This window comes from Micromonospora sp. KLBMP9576 (assembly GCF_050941805.1).
GTDB lineage: Bacteria > Actinomycetota > Actinomycetes > Mycobacteriales > Micromonosporaceae > Micromonospora.
Map to the genome: position 1 here is coordinate 329319 of NZ_CP194567.1, position 16027 is coordinate 345345.

Here is a 16027-nt window from a genome sequence, read left to right on the forward strand (position 1 = left end):
CACGCCTGCCGGCCGCGGCGGCCGACGGCCGGGCGGCGCGCCCGGCGGTCCCCGCCGTCGAGGTGCGTGACCTGCACGTGCGGCTGGACGGCACGCCGATCCTGGCCGGCGTCGACCTGACCGTCGCCCCGGGCGAGTGGGTCACCGTGATCGGCCCGAACGGCGCCGGGAAGTCGACCCTGCTGCGGGCCGTCGGCGGCCTGCTGCCCGCGTCGGGCGCCGTCTCCCTCTTCGGTACGCCGAGCGGGGCGCTGCGCCGCCGCGACCGGGCCCGGGTGGTCGCCACCGTGGGCCAGTCCCCGGTCGTGCCGGCCGGCATGTCGGTGTTCGACTACGTGCTGCTGGGCCGCACCCCCTACATCCCGTCGCTGGGCCGGGAGTCCGCCGCCGACCTGGCCGCCGCGCACGAGGTGCTCGACGGGCTGGATCTGGCCGGGTTCCACGGCCGGGAGCTGGCCACCCTGTCCGGCGGGGAGCGGCAGCGGGTCTTCCTGGCCCGCGCGCTGGCCCAGGGCGCGACCCTGCTGCTGCTGGACGAGCCGACCAGCGCCCTGGACATCGGCCACCAGCAGGAGGTGCTGGAGCTGGTCGACCGGCTGCGCCGTGAGCACGGCCTGACCGTGCTCGCGACCATGCACGACCTCTGCATCGCCGGCGAGTACGCCGACCGCATGGTGCTGCTCGCCGACGGCCGGGTGGTGGCCGCCGGCACCCCCCACGAGGTGCTGACCGAGCAGCTCCTCGCCACCTGGTACCGCGCCACCGTCCGCGTCATCCCCGGCGACCACGGCCCGCTGGTGGTCCCCGTGCGTCCCCGCACCTGACCCCGGTTCCCGCCGGTCAGGGGCGGGCCAGGACGTTGAAGAGGGCGCCGTGTGGGTCGCGGAGGGCGGCGAAGCGGCCCGCCGGGGCGGTCTGCGGCGGAACCAGGATGGTGCCGCCGAGTTCGGCGGCGCGGGCGGCGGCCGCGTCGGTGTCGGCCACCGCGAAGTACACCGACCAGTACGCGGGCGTGTCCGTGGGGAACCCGTCGCCGAGTGGCGGCACCATGCCGGCCACGATCCGGGTGCCCATCCGCCAGCCCGTGTAGGTGACCGGGCCGACCTGCTGGTCGTCCGGGTGCCAGCCGAAGACCAGCTCGTAGAAGACCTTCGCGCCCTCCGGGTCGGGGGTGACGAGCTCCGTCCAGGTCAGCGCCCCCGGGGTGTCGAAGACCTCGGCACCGGGCATCGCCATCGGCTGCCAGACGCTGAACGCCGCCCCGGCGGGGTCGGCGAAGACCGCCATCCGTCCCCTGTCGAAGACCTCGAACGGGGGCACCACCACCTGCCCGCCCGCCCGTTCGACCCGGCCCGCCACCAGGTCGGCGTCGTCGGTCGCCACGTACGTCGACCAGATCGGCACCTGGTCGGGGATGGCCGGGGGGCCCGCGCCCGCCACCGCCCGCCCGTCGAGCAGGAAGACGGTGTAGCCGCCGGCCTCGGGCTCCGGGTCGACCCGGCCGGTCCAGCCGAACAGCTCAGGGTAGAACCGCCGCGCGTCGGCGAGGCCCGGGGTGGCGAGGTCGGCCCAGCAGGGTGTGCCCGGCGGGACGGTGCTCACGTCGACCCCTCTCGGCGGGGGACGGCCACGTGGCACGCCCCTGCCGGAATCGTGGCACCGACCCGCCGCACCGGGTGGCGGATCGGGCGAAACGTCAGCTGAACCGTCGACAGTCGTCGCGCCGGTTCGCCCACCGCGGGCGGCACGGGGGCGGGCGCGGGCCGACGGTGACGGCGTCGACGCCCGATACTGGATCAATGCAGGACAGTGGCTACCGGGACCGGCTCGGCCAGCTCGTCGAGCCCGGCGAGCGGCTGCTCGCGTACGCGAAGGCCGAGGCCGCGCACGGCGCGCAGCCGGCGGCTGCGCCCGACGCGACGGCACCGCAGGGCTCCGTCCGGGTGACCGCCGGCGGGGTGCTGCTCAACCTGCTGGCCCCCGTGGTCACCTTCGGGCCCGGCGACCGGCTGGTGGACCGGGTCTGCTGGGGGGTCGCCGGTCGCGGCGCCGCCGGCTCGGTCGCCGCCCGCCTGCACCGGGCACTCCATCCGCCCCGGTCGCCCGGGACCGTGCGGGACACGCTGATCGCGGCCACCGACCAGCGGCTGCTGGTCTGCCTCACCGGTGCGGTGAAGCTGTTCGCCTGGCGGGCCGACGACGAGCGGTCCCTGGCTGGGACGCGGGTCGTGTTCGCGGCGGCCCGCACCGAGGTGGCGGCTGCCCGGGTGGGCTGGCACCGGCTGAATCCGAAGCGGCTGCGCGTCGACTTCACCGACGGGTCGTGGCTGGCCTTCACCGTGCCGATCGCCGAGTCGGGCCGGCCGCTGCGCGAGGTCGCCGCCGCCCTGTCCCGCTGAGCAGGTCGCCACCGGCGCCGGGCGCGTCGCTGAGCGGGCCGGCGCCGGGCGCGCCGGTCAGTCGGCCAGCAGCGGCGGCAGCGGCTCCCGGTGCAGCACCGACAGGCGGGAGACGGCCCGGGTCAGCACCACGTAGAGCCGGTGCAGGCCGCGCGGCTCGGCCGCCACGATCGCGGCCGGCTCGACGACCACCACGTGGTCGTACTCCAGGCCCTTGACCATGGTGGCGGGCACCACGGTGACCCGGGCGGCGGCGTCGACGTCGTCGGCGGTCGCGGTGCTCACGCCGGCGTCGGCGAGCGCCGAGCGCAGCCCGTCCACCGCGGCGTCCGGGACGATCACGCCGATCGACCCGTCGTGGGCCAGCGCCGCGCGCACCTCGGCCACCGTCGCGGCGGTCAGGTCCTCGACGGTACGCACGTCGAGCGCGCCGTCGCGGCGCAGCGACTCGGCCGGGGGCACGTCGACGGCGAGCGCCGGCAGCAGCCGGTTGGCGAACGCGACCACGACGGCGGGCACCCGGAAGCCGATCGTGAGCGGCACCACGACGGCGTCCGGCTTGCCGAGGTGGCGCAGGGACTCCCGCCAGTCGACGCTCGCCCACGGGGCGGTGCCCTGGGCAAGGTCGCCGAGGAGGGTGATCGAGCCGTGTTCGCTGCGCCGGGCGATCACCCGGCACTGCATCGGCGACAGGTCCTGCGCCTCGTCGACGACGACGTGCCCGAAGCCGCCCGGCCGCTCGATCAGCCCGGCCGCCTCGTCGATCAGCACCGCGTCGGCCGCCGTCCACTTCGTGGCCTTCGGCGTCCGGCCGAGCTTCGTGCCGGCCGCCCGAGGGCGCGCGGGGGGCGGGGCGTCCGCCGACTGGGCCGGGTCGGCGAGGCCGCGCAGCCGCGCCTGCTCCTCGGCGCTGAGCAGCCCGTCGGCCGCCGCGGCGAGCCGCTGCGGATCGGCGAGCAGGGCGTGCACCAGCCCCTGCGGGGTGAGCGCCGGCCAGACCGCGTCGAGGAAGGCGGTGACCGGCGTGGCCCGGCCCATCCGACGCAGCCAGGCGTCGCTCGGTGACTCGGCACGCCGCGCCTCGGCCTGCCGTTGCAGCAGCGACACCACCCGGGCCCGGACGCGCTCGCGCCCCGTGGCGTACGGCAGCCGCTCCCGCCGGGCCTCCTCGACCAGCCGGTGCAGCGGGTCCAGCCCGATCCGCCAGCGGAAGGAGCCGTCCGAGACCGTGATCGGCTCGGTCGGCTCGCCGATGTACGCGTCGACGGCCCGGCGCAGCACCTCGGCCATCCGGGCGTCGTGCTTGACCAGGGCGACCGCCGGGTCGTCGACCGCCCGCACCGGCACCCCGCCGCCGACCAGGTCCTCCACCGTCGCCTGCTCGACCTCGACCTCGCCGAGCGCCGGCAGCACCGCAGCGATGTATGACAGGAAGGTCCGGTTCGGCCCCACGATCAGCACGCCCGAGCGGCGCAGCCGCTCCCGGTGCAGGTAGAGCAGGTACGCGGCCCGGTGCAGGCCGACGGCCGTCTTGCCGGTGCCGGGGGCGCCCTGCACGCAGATCGAGTCGGCCAGGTCGGCCCGGACCAGCTCGTCCTGCTCCGGCTGGATCGTGGCGACGATGTCGCGCATCGGCCCGACACGGGGCCGCTCGATCTCGGCGGTCAGGATCCGGCTGGTCGTGCCGAGTTCCTCGCCCCGGTCGAGGCGCTCGTCCTCGAAGCTGGTCAGCGTCCCGCCGCTGAACCCGAAGCGGCGCCGCACGGCCACACCCTGCGGGTCACGTGCGCTGGCCCGGTAGAAGGACCGGGAGACCGGGGCCCGCCAGTCCAGCACCAGCGGCTCGCCCCGGTCGTCGGTGACGTGCCGCCGCCCGACGTGGTAGCGGCGCCCGGCGTGGTCCGGGTGCCAACCGCCCGGTTCGTCGCCGGGTCGTTCCCCGCCGGGCGGGGTCCCGGTCGCCGCGCCGAAGTCGAGGCGCCCGAAGAAGAGCGGCGTACCGGGGTCGTCGGCGAGTTCGGCGACCCGGCGGGCCAGGGTGCGCCCGAGCGTCTCGGCCGCGTACGCGTCGCCGGCCACCTGGTCACCGGTGCTGAAGAGGGCCCGGGCGCGTTCCCGCATCCGGGCCAGTGCCGCCCGGGAGATGGCGAGGTGCTCGCGTTCGGCGTCGAGATCGAGGTCGAGGTCGGTCACGGTGATTCCCGTCGGGGTCAGCTGCCGGTCGCTCGCGTGTCCGGCGGGCGGATGGGCCGGCCCCCGGCGCGGGACGTCCGATGCGGTGGTCACCTCACCCTGGCCGTCAGCGACCTGACAGCGTACGCGCCGGGCGGGTGACGCTCCATCGGTTTTCGACAGTGGTGCCGGCGCCCGGCCGCTGCCGCCTGAACCGGCGGGCGCGGGCGGTCGGCGTCCCGGTGGCGGATGCGGGGTTGGCCACTCCCACCCCGGCCCGCTGAGCCCACGAGCGACGACGGGGATACGGTCGGGGCATGGTTGAGCACGTCGCACGGCCCCGGGTCGGTCACATCCAGTTTCTGAACTGCCTGCCGATCTACTGGGGGCTGATGCGTTCCGGCGCGCTTATCGACGTCGACCTGCACAAGGACTCCCCGGACCGGCTCAGCGCCGCCCTGGTCGCCGGCGACCTGGACATCGGCCCGATCTCCCACGTGGAATACCTGCGCCATGCCGACGAACTGCTGCTCCTGCCCGACCTGGCGGTCGGCAGCGACGGCCCGGTGCTGTCGGTCAACATCGTCTCCACCCGGCCGCTGACCGAGTTGGACCACGGAAAGGTGGCGCTGGGCTCGACGTCGCGGACCGGCGTGCTGCTGGCCCAGCTCCTGCTCGGCGAGCGGTACGGGGTGAACCCCGAGTACTTCCGCTGCCCGCCGGACCTGACCCAGATGCTGCTGGAGGCCGACGCCGGGGTGCTCATCGGCGACGTGGCGCTGCGCGCCCTCTACGAGGCGCCGAAGCGCGGGTTGGAGGTCACCGACCTCGGGCAGGCGTGGCGGGAGTGGACCGGCCTGCCGATGGTCTTCGCCGTGTGGGCGGTACGCCGCGACTTCGCCGCCGCCCACCCGGGCCTGGTGAAGGAGGTGCACGAGGCGTTCCTGCGCTCCCGGGACCTCTGCCTGGCTGAGCTGGACCAGGTGGCCGAGGCTGCCGCGCGCTGGGAGCCGTTCGACGCCGCGACGCTGGCGACGTACTTCCGGGCGCTGGACTTCTCCCTCGGCGAGCGTCAGGTCGCCGGCCTGCGCGAGTTCGCCGGTCGTGCCGCCGCCCTGGGCGCGGCGCCCGCCCTCCCGGAGGGCGGCCCGGCCTTCTTCACCGGCTGACCCGGGCCGGCCTCAGGTGGTGGGGCGCAGGAGGGCTTCGGTGATCTTCTGGCAGTTCTTCATGCCGTACTCGTAGCCCTTGCCGATCGGGTAGCGGACCATCACGCCCATCGTCCAGGTGTCGCCGATGGCCAGGCAGTTGATGTGCATCTCCTGCTCGCGCGTGCGGTCGATCCAGCCGTTCTTGATGGCGATGGTCTTGCGCTCCGCGGCCGGGAACGCCTTGCGGATGCCGAAGTCGCCGCCGCCCCGGACCAACCGCATCTCGTCGACGAGCCATTTGGTCCACTCGGGTCCGGCGGCGCGGCCGTCGGCGATGCAGGCGCCCATCCGGGCGGTGTCCCGGGGGGAGAGCGCGGTGCGGCTCCAGCCGCCGTCCGGGGCGACCTTGCTGTCGGTCAGGTCACACAGGGAGATCAGCCGCTTGATCGAGGCGGCCCGGCCGACCGTGTCGTAGAACTGCTCGGCCCGGGTGTTGTCGCTGTCCCGGATGATCTTCGTGGCGTCGGCGAGCCTGGCGTCGCTGGGCCGCTGGCCGGCGTCGTCGGCGCGCCGGAGGTAGTCGGCGACGATCCAGGCCTTGATCAGCGACGCGGTGGTGCTGGTCTCGTCCATGTTGTCCGAGCCGATGATCTCGCCGCTGCGGCGGTCGAGGACGCTCCAGGAGTACCAGCCCTCGATGTCGAGGTCGAGGTCCTTCGCCTCGAACGGCAGCGGCTCCGGTGCGGGGCTCGGCGTCGGCGAGGGCCGCGAGCTGCGGTCGCTCGGGGCGGCCGCGTCCCGCTGGGCCGGGCTGGCGGGGGCGCCCCACTGCGCGGCGGCCTTCGACTCGAACGGCGAGCCCGGCAGCAGCCGCAGGGACACGAGGACCAGGCCGATGAGGATCGCCGCGATCGCGATCAGCCTGACGGGGGAGGCGTCGGGCTCGTCGGCCCGACGCTGCTCTCGCGCCATCAGAGCTTCCCGGTGAGCTGCTGCGGCACCTTGAGCGCGGCGCCCGGCTGCGGGGTGACGAGCTGGCTGGCGACCGAGGCGCAGACCTGCGCGCCGTAGTCCAGGCCGCTCTTCTGCGGGTAGCGCAGCATCACCGCGAGGCTCCACCTGTCGGTGACCGCCAGGCAGTTCACGTGCCAGTTACCGTCGTAGTTGAGCGGGGTCCAGCCGTTCTTCATGCTGACCGGGCCCTGGCTGAGGATCGACTGGGGGAGGCCGTCGACGATGCCCCAGCGCCCGCCGCCGGAGCGGGCCTTCTGGTCCTTGGCGGCCGTGCTGCCCCTGACCTTGCTCATCTCTGTCAGCAGGTACCCGGTGTGCTTCTGGCCGGCGGCCGTGCCGTCGGCGATGCAGTCGCCGAGCCGGACGGCGTCGCGCGGCGACATCCGGGTGAAGCTCCACCAGCCCACGTAGCCCGGCACGGTGCCCGGCCTGGTGTCGGTGAGCTTGCAGGTGCTGGTCATCCGCTTGATCGTCGCGGCGCGGCCCACCGCGTTGTAGAGGGCGTTGGCGGCGTCGTCGTTGCTGTCCCGGATGGCGGTGGTGATCTGCTTCTTCCGGTCGGCCGGCACCGGCTTGTCGCCGAGCTGGCGGAGGTAGTCCGCCGCGAACCAGGCCTTGATCATCGACTCGGTGGAGCTGGTCGAGGCCAGGTTCTTCGACCCGGAGATCTCGGCGGTCTCCCGGTCCAGCAGCGCCCACGAGAAGAACTCGCCCTTGAAGTTCACGGACACGTCGCCGGCCGCCAGGGTCGGGGGTGGGGGCGGGGCCGGCGTGGGGGCCGCGACGCTCCCACCGCCGCTTCCGCCGCTCGCGGCATCGTCGCCGGCGAACCGGGCGTACGCGGTGGGGACGAGCAGGCCGCCTCCGAGGAGGATCGCCACGACGGCGAGCACCAGGGTCACGCGGGATCGCATGAGTGGATGAACTCCAGAGGTCAGGGCCGGGGGACCGGCTGGGTGTCGGACGGATCGGTGGGTCGCCGAGGGTCGGGGGATGCGCCCCGGCGTGCTTCTCGGGGCGATCGTCGGCAGCCGATCGGTGTGACGGGGGAAGTCTACGTGCGGATCGACGACACGCCAGGACCCGACGCCCGGCGGCCCGCCGTGGTGGCGGGATATCAATCCGCTTTGCGGCCCTTGGGGGGATTCACTTTATCTTCGTGACCCATGTCATGTTTCGAAAGGCCGACCGGCCCGGGCGCCCGTTCCGAAACCGACTCCGGAAACCTGTTACACCCTCTGGTGCCGGAAAAGGCGAGCTGTAACACTTGACCCCATGTATGGCAACGACTTCTCCGCCGAGGACGCACCCGGCGGCGGCCTGCTCGGCGAGGTCGAAGCGGCGGAGGCGGCCCTCCGGGCGGCCGCCGAGAAGGGCCGCCACGCCGACGCCCCCGCCCCCGGCGAGGACCTCGAGGCATACTTCGCCGAGGTCATCGCCGCCGACCAGAAGATCGAGCCGCGCGACTGGATGCCCGAGGCCTACCGGAAGACGCTGATCCGGCAGATCGCGCAGCACGCGCACTCCGAGATCATCGGCATGCAGCCGGAGGGCAACTGGATCAGCCGCGCCCCCTCGCTCAAGCGCAAGGCGATCCTGCTGGCCAAGGTCCAGGACGAGGCCGGCCACGGCCTCTATCTCTACGCCGCCGCCGAGACCCTCGGGATCAGCCGGGACGAGCTGGTCGAGCTGCTGCTCGACGGCCGGCAGAAATACAGCTCGATCTTCAACTACCCCACCCTGACCTGGGCCGACGTGGGCGCGATCGGCTGGCTGGTCGACGGCGCCGCCATCGTCAACCAGGTCCCGCTGTGCCGCTGCTCCTACGGCCCGTACGCCCGGGCCATGATCCGGGTCTGCAAGGAGGAGTCGTTCCACCAGCGGCAGGGATACGAGATCCTGCACACCCTGGCGCACGGCACCGCCGAGCAGAAGGCGATGGCGCAGGACTCCCTCGACCGCTGGTGGTACCCGTCGCTGGCGATGTTCGGCCCGCCCGACACCGACTCCACCCACTCGGCCCAGTCCATGGCCTGGAAGATCAAGCGGTTCTCGAACGACGAGCTGCGGCAGCGCTTCGTGGACATGTGCGTGCAGCAGGCCGAGATCCTCGGTCTGCGGATCCCGGACCCCGACCTGCGCTGGAACGAGGCCCGGCAGGCATACGACTTCACCCAGCCCGACTACGACGAGCTGATGCGGGTGATCAAGGGAAACGGTCCGTGCAACCGGCAGCGGATGGCACACCGGCGCCGCGCCCACGACGACGGCGCCTGGGTGCGCGAGGCCGCCGCGGCGTACGCCGCCAAGCGGGCCGGTGACAAGGAGAGGGTGGCCGCGTGAGCAGCGAGCGAACGGAGCAGCCCGGCGGGAGCGGGCTCTCACCCCTGTGGGAGGTCTTCGTGCGGGCGCGGCGCGGGCTGTCGCACACCCACGTCGGCAGCCTGCACGCCCCCGACGCGGAGCTGGCCCTGCGCAACGCGCGGGACCTCTACACCCGCCGCCAGGAGGGCGTCTCCATCTGGGTGGTGCCGGCGGCGGCGATCACCGCGTCCAGCCCCGACGAGAAGGACGCGTTCTTCGACCCGGCGGCCGACAAGGTCTACCGCCACCCCACCTTCTACGAGGTGCCGGACGGGGTGGCGCACCTGTGAACGGCCCCTTCGACTTCGCCCTCGCCCTCGGCGACGACGCGCTCGTCGCGGCCCAGCGGCTGGCCGAGTGGACCACCCGCGCGCCGGAGATGGAGGAGGACATCGCGCTGGCCAACATCGCCCTCGACCAGCTCGGCGCGGCCCGGCTCCTGCTGGCGTACGCGGGCGAGCTGGAGGGCGCCGGCCGTGACGCCGACGCGCTGGCGTTCCTCCGCGACGACCGGGAGTTCCGCAACTGCCTGCTGGTGGAGCTGCCCAACGGCGACTTCGCGGTCACCATGGCCAAGTTGTTCCTCCTCGCGGCCTACCAGCTCCCGCTCTACACCGCGCTGGCCGGGTGCGCCGACCAGCGGCTGGCCGCGATCGGGGCGAAGGCCCGCAAGGAGTCGGCCTACCACCTCGACCACGCCTCGCTCTGGGTGCGGCGGCTCGGCGACGGCACCGAGGAGTCGCACCGGCGCATGCAGGCGGCGCTCGACCAGGTCTGGCCGTACGCGCACGAGCTGTTCGCCCCCGACCCGGCGGCGCCGGTCGACCCGGCCACCCTGCGGTCCGACTTCGAGGCCAGCGTCACCGCCGTGCTCGACGAGGCCACGCTGAGCCGGCCGGAGTCCGGTTGGGTGCCGGACGGCGGCCGGACCGGCGGGCACACCGAGCACCTGTCCTACCTGCTCGCCGAGATGCAGGTGCTGCACCGCGCCCACCCCGGCGCGCACTGGTGAGCGCCGAGGTGGCGGCTGCGGTGAGCGCGCGGGCGGCCGTGGCGGCGGTGGTGGATCCGGAGATCCGCGTCGTCACCATCGAGGACCTCGGCATCCTGCGGGCGGTCGACGAGGATCCGGCCACCGGTCGGGTGGTCGTGACCATCACCCCCACCTACACGGGCTGTCCGGCGATGGACGTGATCCGGGCCGACATCCGGCGGGCGCTGGCCGGCGCCGGGTATCCCGACGCGGACGTGCGCACCGTGCTGAGCCCGCCGTGGAGCACCGACTGGATCTCCGAGCGGGGGCGGGCCAGCCTCGCCGCCGCCGGCATCGCCCCGCCGTCGCCCGTCCGCGCGGGCGCCGCGGTGCCGCTGACCCTCGCCGTGCGCTGCCCGCGCTGCGGCTCCCCGGAGACCGAGCAGGTCAGCCGCTTCGGCTCGACCGCGTGCAAGGCACTCTGGCGGTGCCGCTCCTGCCGTGAACCCTTCGACCACCTGAAGGCGCTGTGACTGTCACGATCACCCGCCCGGTCCGCCGGCGGCCGGTCTTCCATCCGCTTGCCGTCGCCGCCGTCGACCGGCTCACCGACGACGCCGTGGCGGTCACCTTCGCCGTGCCCGAGGAGCTGCGGGAGACGTTCGCGTTCTCCGCCGGCCAGCACCTCACGGTCCGGCGCCCCGGTGCCGCCGGCGAGGACGTGCGGCGGTCATACTCCATCTGCTCCACGCCCGACGACCTGGCCCGGCGCGGCCGGCTGCGGATCGGCGTGCGGGAGATTCCCGGCGGCGCCTTCTCCGCGTTCGCCTGCGGCGCGTTGCGCGGCGGCGACACCATCGAGGTGCTGCCGCCGCTCGGAAACTTCACCACCGCCTTCGCCCCGGACCGGGTCCGCCACTACGGCGCGGTGGTCGCGGGCTCGGGCATCACCCCGGTGCTCGCGCTGGTCGCGACGGCGCTGGCCGTCGAGCCGGCCAGCACGTTCACGCTGGTGTACGGCAACCGCACGGCCAACACGGTGATGTTCGCCGAGGAGCTGGCCGACCTGAAGGACCGCTGGCCGACCCGGCTGCACCTGGTGCACGTGCTCTCCCGCGAGCAGGGCGAGTCCCCGTTGCTCTCCGGTCGGATCGACGCCGACCGGCTGGGCCGGCTGCTGGAGACCGTCGTTCCCGGCGACGCCGTCGACGAGTGGTTCCTCTGCGGCCCGTACGACATGGTGGTGGACGCCCGGGAGGTGCTCGGCGCGCGCGGCGTGCCGGAGCCGGCGGTGCACACGGAGCTGTTCCACGTCGCCGAGGCCCCGGCCCCGCCGCGGCGGCCGGCCGACGGGCCGGGGGGTGGCGCCGAGGTGACGATCCTGCTGGACGGCCGGTCGTCGCGCTTCACGATGCGGCGTGACGAGCGGGTGCTGGACGCGGCGCTCAAGGTCCGCGGCGAGCTGCCCTACGCGTGCAAGGGCGGGGTCTGCTCGACCTGCAGGGCCAGGGTGGTCGACGGCGCGGTGACGATGGCCCGCAACTATGCGCTGGAGCCGGACGAGATCGCCGCCGGGTACGTCCTGACCTGCCAGTCCAGCCCGACCACCGACACCCTCACCGTCGACTACGACGCCTGAGGGGCGGGCGGGGTCTGCGGCCGGGCGTGGCGTCGACCCCGGCCCCGGCGGTCAGCTCGGGGCCTTGACCTGGCCGTCGTACGCGATGCTGCGCCACAGGTCGAACTGGCGGTCGTTGCCGACCAGGGGTTGGCCGACGAGCGCGACGGCGGCGTGCACCTCCTCGTTGTTGCTGAGCTGCCGGAAGTAGCCGGCGCCGACCAGGGCGATGCCGCGACCGGGTGACTGGATCAACTTCATGTCGTTCTCCGTGAGGTCGAGGGGTGGGTTGCCGGTGAGCTGGCGGGCCACGTCGGCGCGCATGGAGTCGAGGTCGATGAACGACGGGTCGATCTTGCCGCTGGTGCTGGTCTCGCGGTGGCCCCGGGCGTGGCTGGCGTCGCGGCCGAGCCGGCGCAGCACGGCGGCGGTGGCCAGCACCGAGGCGCTGTACTGGGCACCGGTCATCCCCTGGCCGACCCCGTTGTAGTCGATCTCCCAACCGACCATGAGGGTGTTGCCGTCGCCGGCCGGGATGGGACCGCTGCCCCGGCTGACGCCGGCGTGGTTGGCCCGCCCGCCGGAGATCACGTGGAAAACGCCGTGGTAGTCGACCAGGGCCTGGCAGAGCGGGCCGGGCAGATCCGCACGGCCGTTGACGCAGATGTTCAGGGCGGGGTGCGGGTTGGCGGCGCTGGAGGTGGCGGCGGTGTGGTGCCACAGCACCCCGATCGGCGCGAACGAGCTGCCGGCGGTCCGGCCGAGCCAGTTGCCGTGCTCGACCACCGTGACGCCGGCGGCGCGCAGCACGTCGGCGAGCCAGGGGATCGTCGCCATCAGGCGGCCGTCGGGGCGGCGGGGCACTCCGGTGCCGGGGGCGTCGTGTCCGCGTGCGCCGCGCGGCCCGTCGTCAACGTCATCCAGAAATGCTAATCGATCGATGGGTCTGCCGGGGGGCGCTCGAGCGGGACGGTGTGACAGCACGTCGGCATCTATATTCCTACCCGTCACCGGGAGGTGACGCCGCCGGCCGGTGTGCCTCGACACGGGTCGGCGGGTCGACGAGGACGGCCCGGGAGCGCCGAGCGACCGGCTGTCGGGTCCGGGGAACGGGAGAGCTTGATGGATCAACTCGTACGACGACGGCGAAGAGCCCTCGTCATCGGTATCGCCGCCACGCTGACGGCAGGCGCCGTCGCGGCTGCGCCGGCCCGGGCGGTCAGCGGGGGCAGCCCGGTCACCGACAGCGCGTACGCCTTCGCGGCGAAGGTCACCTTCGGTGAGGCGGGTGCCTGCTCCGGGGCCCTGGTCGCGCCCCAGTGGGTGTTGACGGCCCGTTCCTGCCTTCCCCCCGTCCCGGACCCGCGCTCGACCGGGGGCGCGCCCACGCTGCCCACCACGGTCACCGTGGGCCGGCTGGATCTGACCACGAACGACGGCCGGGTGCAGCGCGCCAACCGCGTGGTGCAGCACCCGAACCGGAACCTCGCGCTGCTCCGGCTCACGCTGCCGGTGGTCGGCGTCACCCCGGTCCCGCTCGCCACCGGGGCACCCGTGCCGGGCGAGACGTTGCAGGCGCTCGGCTTCGGCCGCACCGCCACCGAGTGGGTGCCCGACAAGCTGCACGGCGCGTCCGTCACGGTCGGCACGGTCTCGGCGACCTCGGTCGCGATCAGCAACGAGGAGGGTGGGGCCACCACCTGCAAGGGCGACGCCGGAGGACCGGCGGTGCGGGTGGTGGACGGCCGTCCCGAACTGGTCGCCGTGCACGACACCTCCTGGCAGGGCGGCTGTCTCGCCGAGACGGAGACCCGGCGGGGCGCCGTCGAGACCCGCACCGACGACCTGGCCGGCTGGATCCGCCAGAACACCCCCGCCAACTGCGGTGCCGGTGGCGCGAGCCACGGCCCGGCCGAGCAGGCGGGCGTGGGGATCCTGGGCGACTGGACCGGCGACTGCCGCACCGACGTGCTCGCCCAGCTCGCCGACGGCCGGCTGCGGGTCTACCCGTCGAGCGGCGACATCTCGGGTACGGCGCCGCTCTTCCCGGCGCCCTACCCGTACGTCGGGACGAACTGGGGCGACGGCAACCGGCCACGGGTGCTCACCGGTGACTTCACCGGGGACGGCCGGACGGACATCATCGGGCAGAGCGGCAACGGCACCCTGACCGCCTGGGAGTCGACCGGCGACCTGTCCGCCGACTACCGGCTCTTCTCCGGAGCGACCGCGATCGTCGGCACCGCCTTCACCAGCGGCTCGATCCCGCGACTCATCCCCGGTGACTTCAACGGCGACGGCCGCACCGACCTGCTCGGTCAACTGCTCGACGGCACGCTGCGGGTCTGGACGTCCACGGGCGACCTCTCCGCTGACGCCCGGATGTTCGCCGGGCTGACGGTGAATGTCGGCACCGGCTTCACCACCACGGCCGTGCCGCGCATCCTGACCGGCGACTTCAACGGCGACGGGCGGACCGACCTGATCGCCCAGTACGCCGACGGCACCATGAAGGGATACCCGTCCAGCGGCATCCTCTCCCGCGACCAGGCGCTCTTCCCGGCGACCGCCGACGCGAAGGTGGTCGGCACCGGTTGGCGGAGCTCCTCGATGCCGAGGGTGCTGCCGGCCGACATCGACGGTGACGGCACCACCGACCTGGTGGCCCAGCTCGCGGACGGGCGGCTGCGGGCGTACCGGTCGTCGGGGGCGATGACCGGTGACGGGCTCCTGTTCCCGGGGCCGTACCCGTACGTCGGCACCAACTGGGGCACGACGAACCGGCCGCGCGTCTTCGTCGGGGACCTGACCGGCGACGGGCGCGCCGACCTGATCAGCCAGGACGCCAACGGCGACCTGTACGGCTTCCGGGCGACCGGGGACCTGAGCGCCGACTTCAAGCTCTACGCCACCAGCGCCAGCAAGGTGGGCAACGCCTGGACGCTCGGCAGCATCCCGCGCGTCTTCTGACCGGTTCGTGCGGCGTCGTCCGACGGGCGACGCCGTACCGCCGGCGGGCGTGAACGAGGTCACAGGTGTGGCCGCCGGGCGGGTTGTCCGGCGGCCATCGGCCGGCCGTCCGGGCGGGCGACGTAGGCTCGGGGGGTGACTGTGAGCCGGGAGATCGACGACATCCTGCAGCGCGGCGCGGACGGCGGGCGGATCACGCCCGAGGAGGCCCTGCTGCTCTACACCGAGGCGCCGTTGCACGCCCTGGGCGAGGCCGCCGACGCGGTGCGCCGGCGACGCTACCCGGACAACGTCGTCACGTACCTGATCGACCGCAACATCAACTACACGAACGTCTGCGTGACGGCGTGCAAGTTCTGCGCGTTCTACCGGGCGCCCAAGCACCGGGAGGGCTGGACCCACCCGACCGAGGAGATCCTGCGCCGCTGCGGCGAGGCGGTCGAGCTGGGCGCCACCCAGGTCATGCTCCAGGGCGGGCACCACCCCGACTACGGCGTGGAGTACTACGAGGAGCTGTTCTCCTCGGTCAAGAAGGCCTATCCCCAGCTGGTCATCCACTCGATCGGCCCCAGCGAGATCCTGCACATGGCCAAGGTCTCGGGCGTCAGCCTCGACGAGGCCATCTCGCGGATTAAGACCGCCGGGCTGGACTCGATCGCCGGCGCCGGCGCGGAGATGCTGCCCGCGCGCCCCCGCAAGGCGATCGCGCCGCTCAAGGAGTCGGGCGAGCGCTGGCTCGAGGTCATGGAGCTGGCGCACCGGCAGGGCCTCGAGTCGACCGCCACCATGATGATGGGCACCGGTGAGACCGCCGCCGAGCGGATCGAGCACCTGCGGATGATCCGCGACGTGCAGGACCGCACGAAGGGCTTCCGGGCGTTCATCCCGTGGACGTACCAGCCGGAGAACAACCACCTCAAGGGCCGCACGCAGGCCACCACCCTGGAATACCTGCGGCTGGTCGCGGTGTCCCGGCTCTTCTTCGAGACGGTGCCGCACCTGCAGGCGTCCTGGCTGACCACCGGCAAGGACGTCGGTCAGCTCTCCCTGCACATGGGCGTGGACGACCTCGGTTCGATCATGCTGGAGGAGAACGTCATCTCCTCGGCCGGCGCGCGGCACCGCTCCAACCTGCACGAGCTGATCGGCATGATCCGCTCGGCGGACCGGATCCCGGCCCAGCGGGACACCCTCTACCGCCGGCTGGCGGTGCACCACACCCCGGCCGACGACCCGACCGACGAGCGGGTGGTCTCGCACTTCTCCTCGATCGCCATGCCGGGCGGCGGCGCCGGCAGGTCCCTGCCGCTGGTCGAGGCCCGCTGAACGACACCTCCGCGCCGCGCAGGGCGATCGTCCTGCGCGA

Annotated in this window: 15 protein-coding genes; 10 read left to right on the forward strand and 5 right to left on the reverse strand. The window is 73.8% G+C overall.

Features of this window, described 5'->3' with window-relative positions; genetic code table 11:
* Positions 1-5: 5 nt before the first annotated feature.
* Complete coding sequence (locus ACQ452_RS01620) at positions 6-824, forward strand: ABC transporter ATP-binding protein (protein ID WP_433393932.1); 819 nt, start codon at positions 6-8, stop codon at positions 822-824.
* A gap of 16 nt (positions 825-840) precedes the next feature.
* Here the strand turns inward: ACQ452_RS01620 and ACQ452_RS01625 are convergent, their stop codons facing one another.
* Positions 841-1602 (reverse strand): VOC family protein, encoded by a 762-nt coding sequence (locus ACQ452_RS01625; RefSeq protein ID WP_433389243.1) that lies wholly within the window; start codon positions 1600-1602, stop codon positions 841-843.
* A gap of 197 nt (positions 1603-1799) precedes the next feature.
* On the opposite strand from ACQ452_RS01625, the gene ACQ452_RS01630 reads away from it, so the two are divergent.
* Complete coding sequence (locus tag ACQ452_RS01630) at positions 1800-2399, forward strand: hypothetical protein (RefSeq protein WP_433389244.1); 600 nt, start codon at positions 1800-1802, stop codon at positions 2397-2399.
* Between the two features lie 57 nt (positions 2400-2456).
* Here the strand turns inward: ACQ452_RS01630 and ACQ452_RS01635 are convergent, their stop codons facing one another.
* Positions 2457-4598, reverse strand: coding sequence for a HelD family protein (locus tag ACQ452_RS01635; protein WP_433393933.1), 2142 nt, complete (start codon positions 4596-4598; stop codon positions 2457-2459).
* A 290-nt stretch (positions 4599-4888) separates the two neighbouring features.
* On the opposite strand from ACQ452_RS01635, the gene ACQ452_RS01640 reads away from it, so the two are divergent.
* Complete coding sequence (locus tag ACQ452_RS01640) at positions 4889-5740, forward strand: menaquinone biosynthetic enzyme MqnA/MqnD family protein (protein WP_433389245.1); 852 nt, start codon at positions 4889-4891, stop codon at positions 5738-5740.
* A gap of 12 nt (positions 5741-5752) precedes the next feature.
* Here ACQ452_RS01640 and ACQ452_RS01645 read toward each other — a convergent pair whose 3' ends face one another.
* Together ACQ452_RS01645 and ACQ452_RS01650 are read right to left on the reverse strand one after the other, a co-directional pair.
* Positions 5753-6694 (reverse strand): hypothetical protein, encoded by a 942-nt coding sequence (locus ACQ452_RS01645; RefSeq protein WP_433389246.1) that lies wholly within the window; start codon positions 6692-6694, stop codon positions 5753-5755.
* Positions 6694-7650: a hypothetical protein gene (locus ACQ452_RS01650; RefSeq protein ID WP_433389247.1), complete on the reverse strand. Its 957-nt coding sequence runs from the start codon at positions 7648-7650 to the stop codon at positions 6694-6696. Before ACQ452_RS01650 ends, ACQ452_RS01645 begins: the two co-directional genes overlap by 1 nt.
* A gap of 361 nt (positions 7651-8011) precedes the next feature.
* On the opposite strand from ACQ452_RS01650, the gene paaA reads away from it, so the two are divergent.
* Genes paaA through paaE form a run of 5 tightly spaced genes read left to right on the forward strand, consistent with a single transcriptional unit; the run spans position 8012 to position 11712 of the window.
* On the forward strand, positions 8012-9079 hold the full coding sequence (gene paaA, locus ACQ452_RS01655; protein ID WP_433389248.1) for a 1,2-phenylacetyl-CoA epoxidase subunit PaaA: 1068 nt from the start codon (positions 8012-8014) through the stop codon (positions 9077-9079).
* On the forward strand, positions 9076-9390 hold the full coding sequence (gene paaB / locus ACQ452_RS01660; RefSeq protein WP_433389249.1) for a 1,2-phenylacetyl-CoA epoxidase subunit PaaB: 315 nt from the start codon (positions 9076-9078) through the stop codon (positions 9388-9390). The genes paaA and paaB overlap by 4 nt, the downstream gene beginning before the upstream one ends.
* Positions 9387-10112 carry a 1,2-phenylacetyl-CoA epoxidase subunit PaaC gene (gene paaC, locus ACQ452_RS01665; protein WP_433389250.1) on the forward strand — a complete coding sequence of 242 codons (726 nt, stop codon included), beginning with the start codon at positions 9387-9389 and terminating at the stop codon, positions 10110-10112. Before paaB ends, paaC begins: the two co-directional genes overlap by 4 nt.
* A gap of 20 nt (positions 10113-10132) precedes the next feature.
* Entirely contained in the window at positions 10133-10606 is a 474-nt protein-coding gene (gene paaD / locus ACQ452_RS01670; RefSeq protein WP_433389251.1) for a 1,2-phenylacetyl-CoA epoxidase subunit PaaD, read from the forward strand.
* On the forward strand, positions 10603-11712 hold the full coding sequence (paaE, locus tag ACQ452_RS01675; RefSeq protein WP_433389252.1) for a 1,2-phenylacetyl-CoA epoxidase subunit PaaE: 1110 nt from the start codon (positions 10603-10605) through the stop codon (positions 11710-11712). Before paaD ends, paaE begins: the two co-directional genes overlap by 4 nt.
* Before the next feature lie 51 nt (positions 11713-11763).
* Here paaE and ACQ452_RS01680 read toward each other — a convergent pair whose 3' ends face one another.
* Positions 11764-12528 carry a peptidoglycan recognition protein family protein gene (locus tag ACQ452_RS01680; RefSeq protein WP_433389253.1) on the reverse strand — a complete coding sequence of 255 codons (765 nt, stop codon included), beginning with the start codon at positions 12526-12528 and terminating at the stop codon, positions 11764-11766.
* A gap of 285 nt (positions 12529-12813) precedes the next feature.
* Here ACQ452_RS01680 and ACQ452_RS01685 point away from each other — a divergent pair, with 285 nt between their 5' ends.
* Both ACQ452_RS01685 and mqnC read left to right on the forward strand, forming a co-directional pair.
* Entirely contained in the window at positions 12814-14661 is a 1848-nt protein-coding gene (locus ACQ452_RS01685; RefSeq protein WP_433389254.1) for an FG-GAP-like repeat-containing protein, read from the forward strand.
* A gap of 135 nt (positions 14662-14796) precedes the next feature.
* A complete protein-coding gene (gene mqnC, locus ACQ452_RS01690; protein WP_433389255.1) occupies positions 14797-15987 on the forward strand; it encodes a cyclic dehypoxanthinyl futalosine synthase in 1191 nt (396 codons plus the stop codon).
* Positions 15988-16027: the final 40 nt, after the last annotated feature.

What these genes read in the sequence shown, in the direction of transcription:
- ACQ452_RS01630 (WP_433389244.1), top strand. Translation starts at nt 1,800, where the DNA reads ATGCAGGACAGTGGCTACCGGGACCGGCTCGGCCAGCTCGTCGAGCCC.
- ACQ452_RS01640 (WP_433389245.1), top strand. Translation starts at nt 4,889, where the DNA reads ATGGTTGAGCACGTCGCACGGCCCCGGGTCGGTCACATCCAGTTTCTG.
- ACQ452_RS01645 (WP_433389246.1), bottom strand. Translation starts at nt 6,694, where the DNA reads ATGGCGCGAGAGCAGCGTCGGGCCGACGAGCCCGACGCCTCCCCCGTC.
- ACQ452_RS01650 (WP_433389247.1), bottom strand. Translation starts at nt 7,650, where the DNA reads ATGCGATCCCGCGTGACCCTGGTGCTCGCCGTCGTGGCGATCCTCCTC.
- paaA (WP_433389248.1), top strand. Translation starts at nt 8,012, where the DNA reads ATGTATGGCAACGACTTCTCCGCCGAGGACGCACCCGGCGGCGGCCTG.
- ACQ452_RS01680 (WP_433389253.1), bottom strand. Translation starts at nt 12,528, where the DNA reads ATGGCGACGATCCCCTGGCTCGCCGACGTGCTGCGCGCCGCCGGCGTC.
- ACQ452_RS01685 (WP_433389254.1), top strand. Translation starts at nt 12,814, where the DNA reads ATGGATCAACTCGTACGACGACGGCGAAGAGCCCTCGTCATCGGTATC.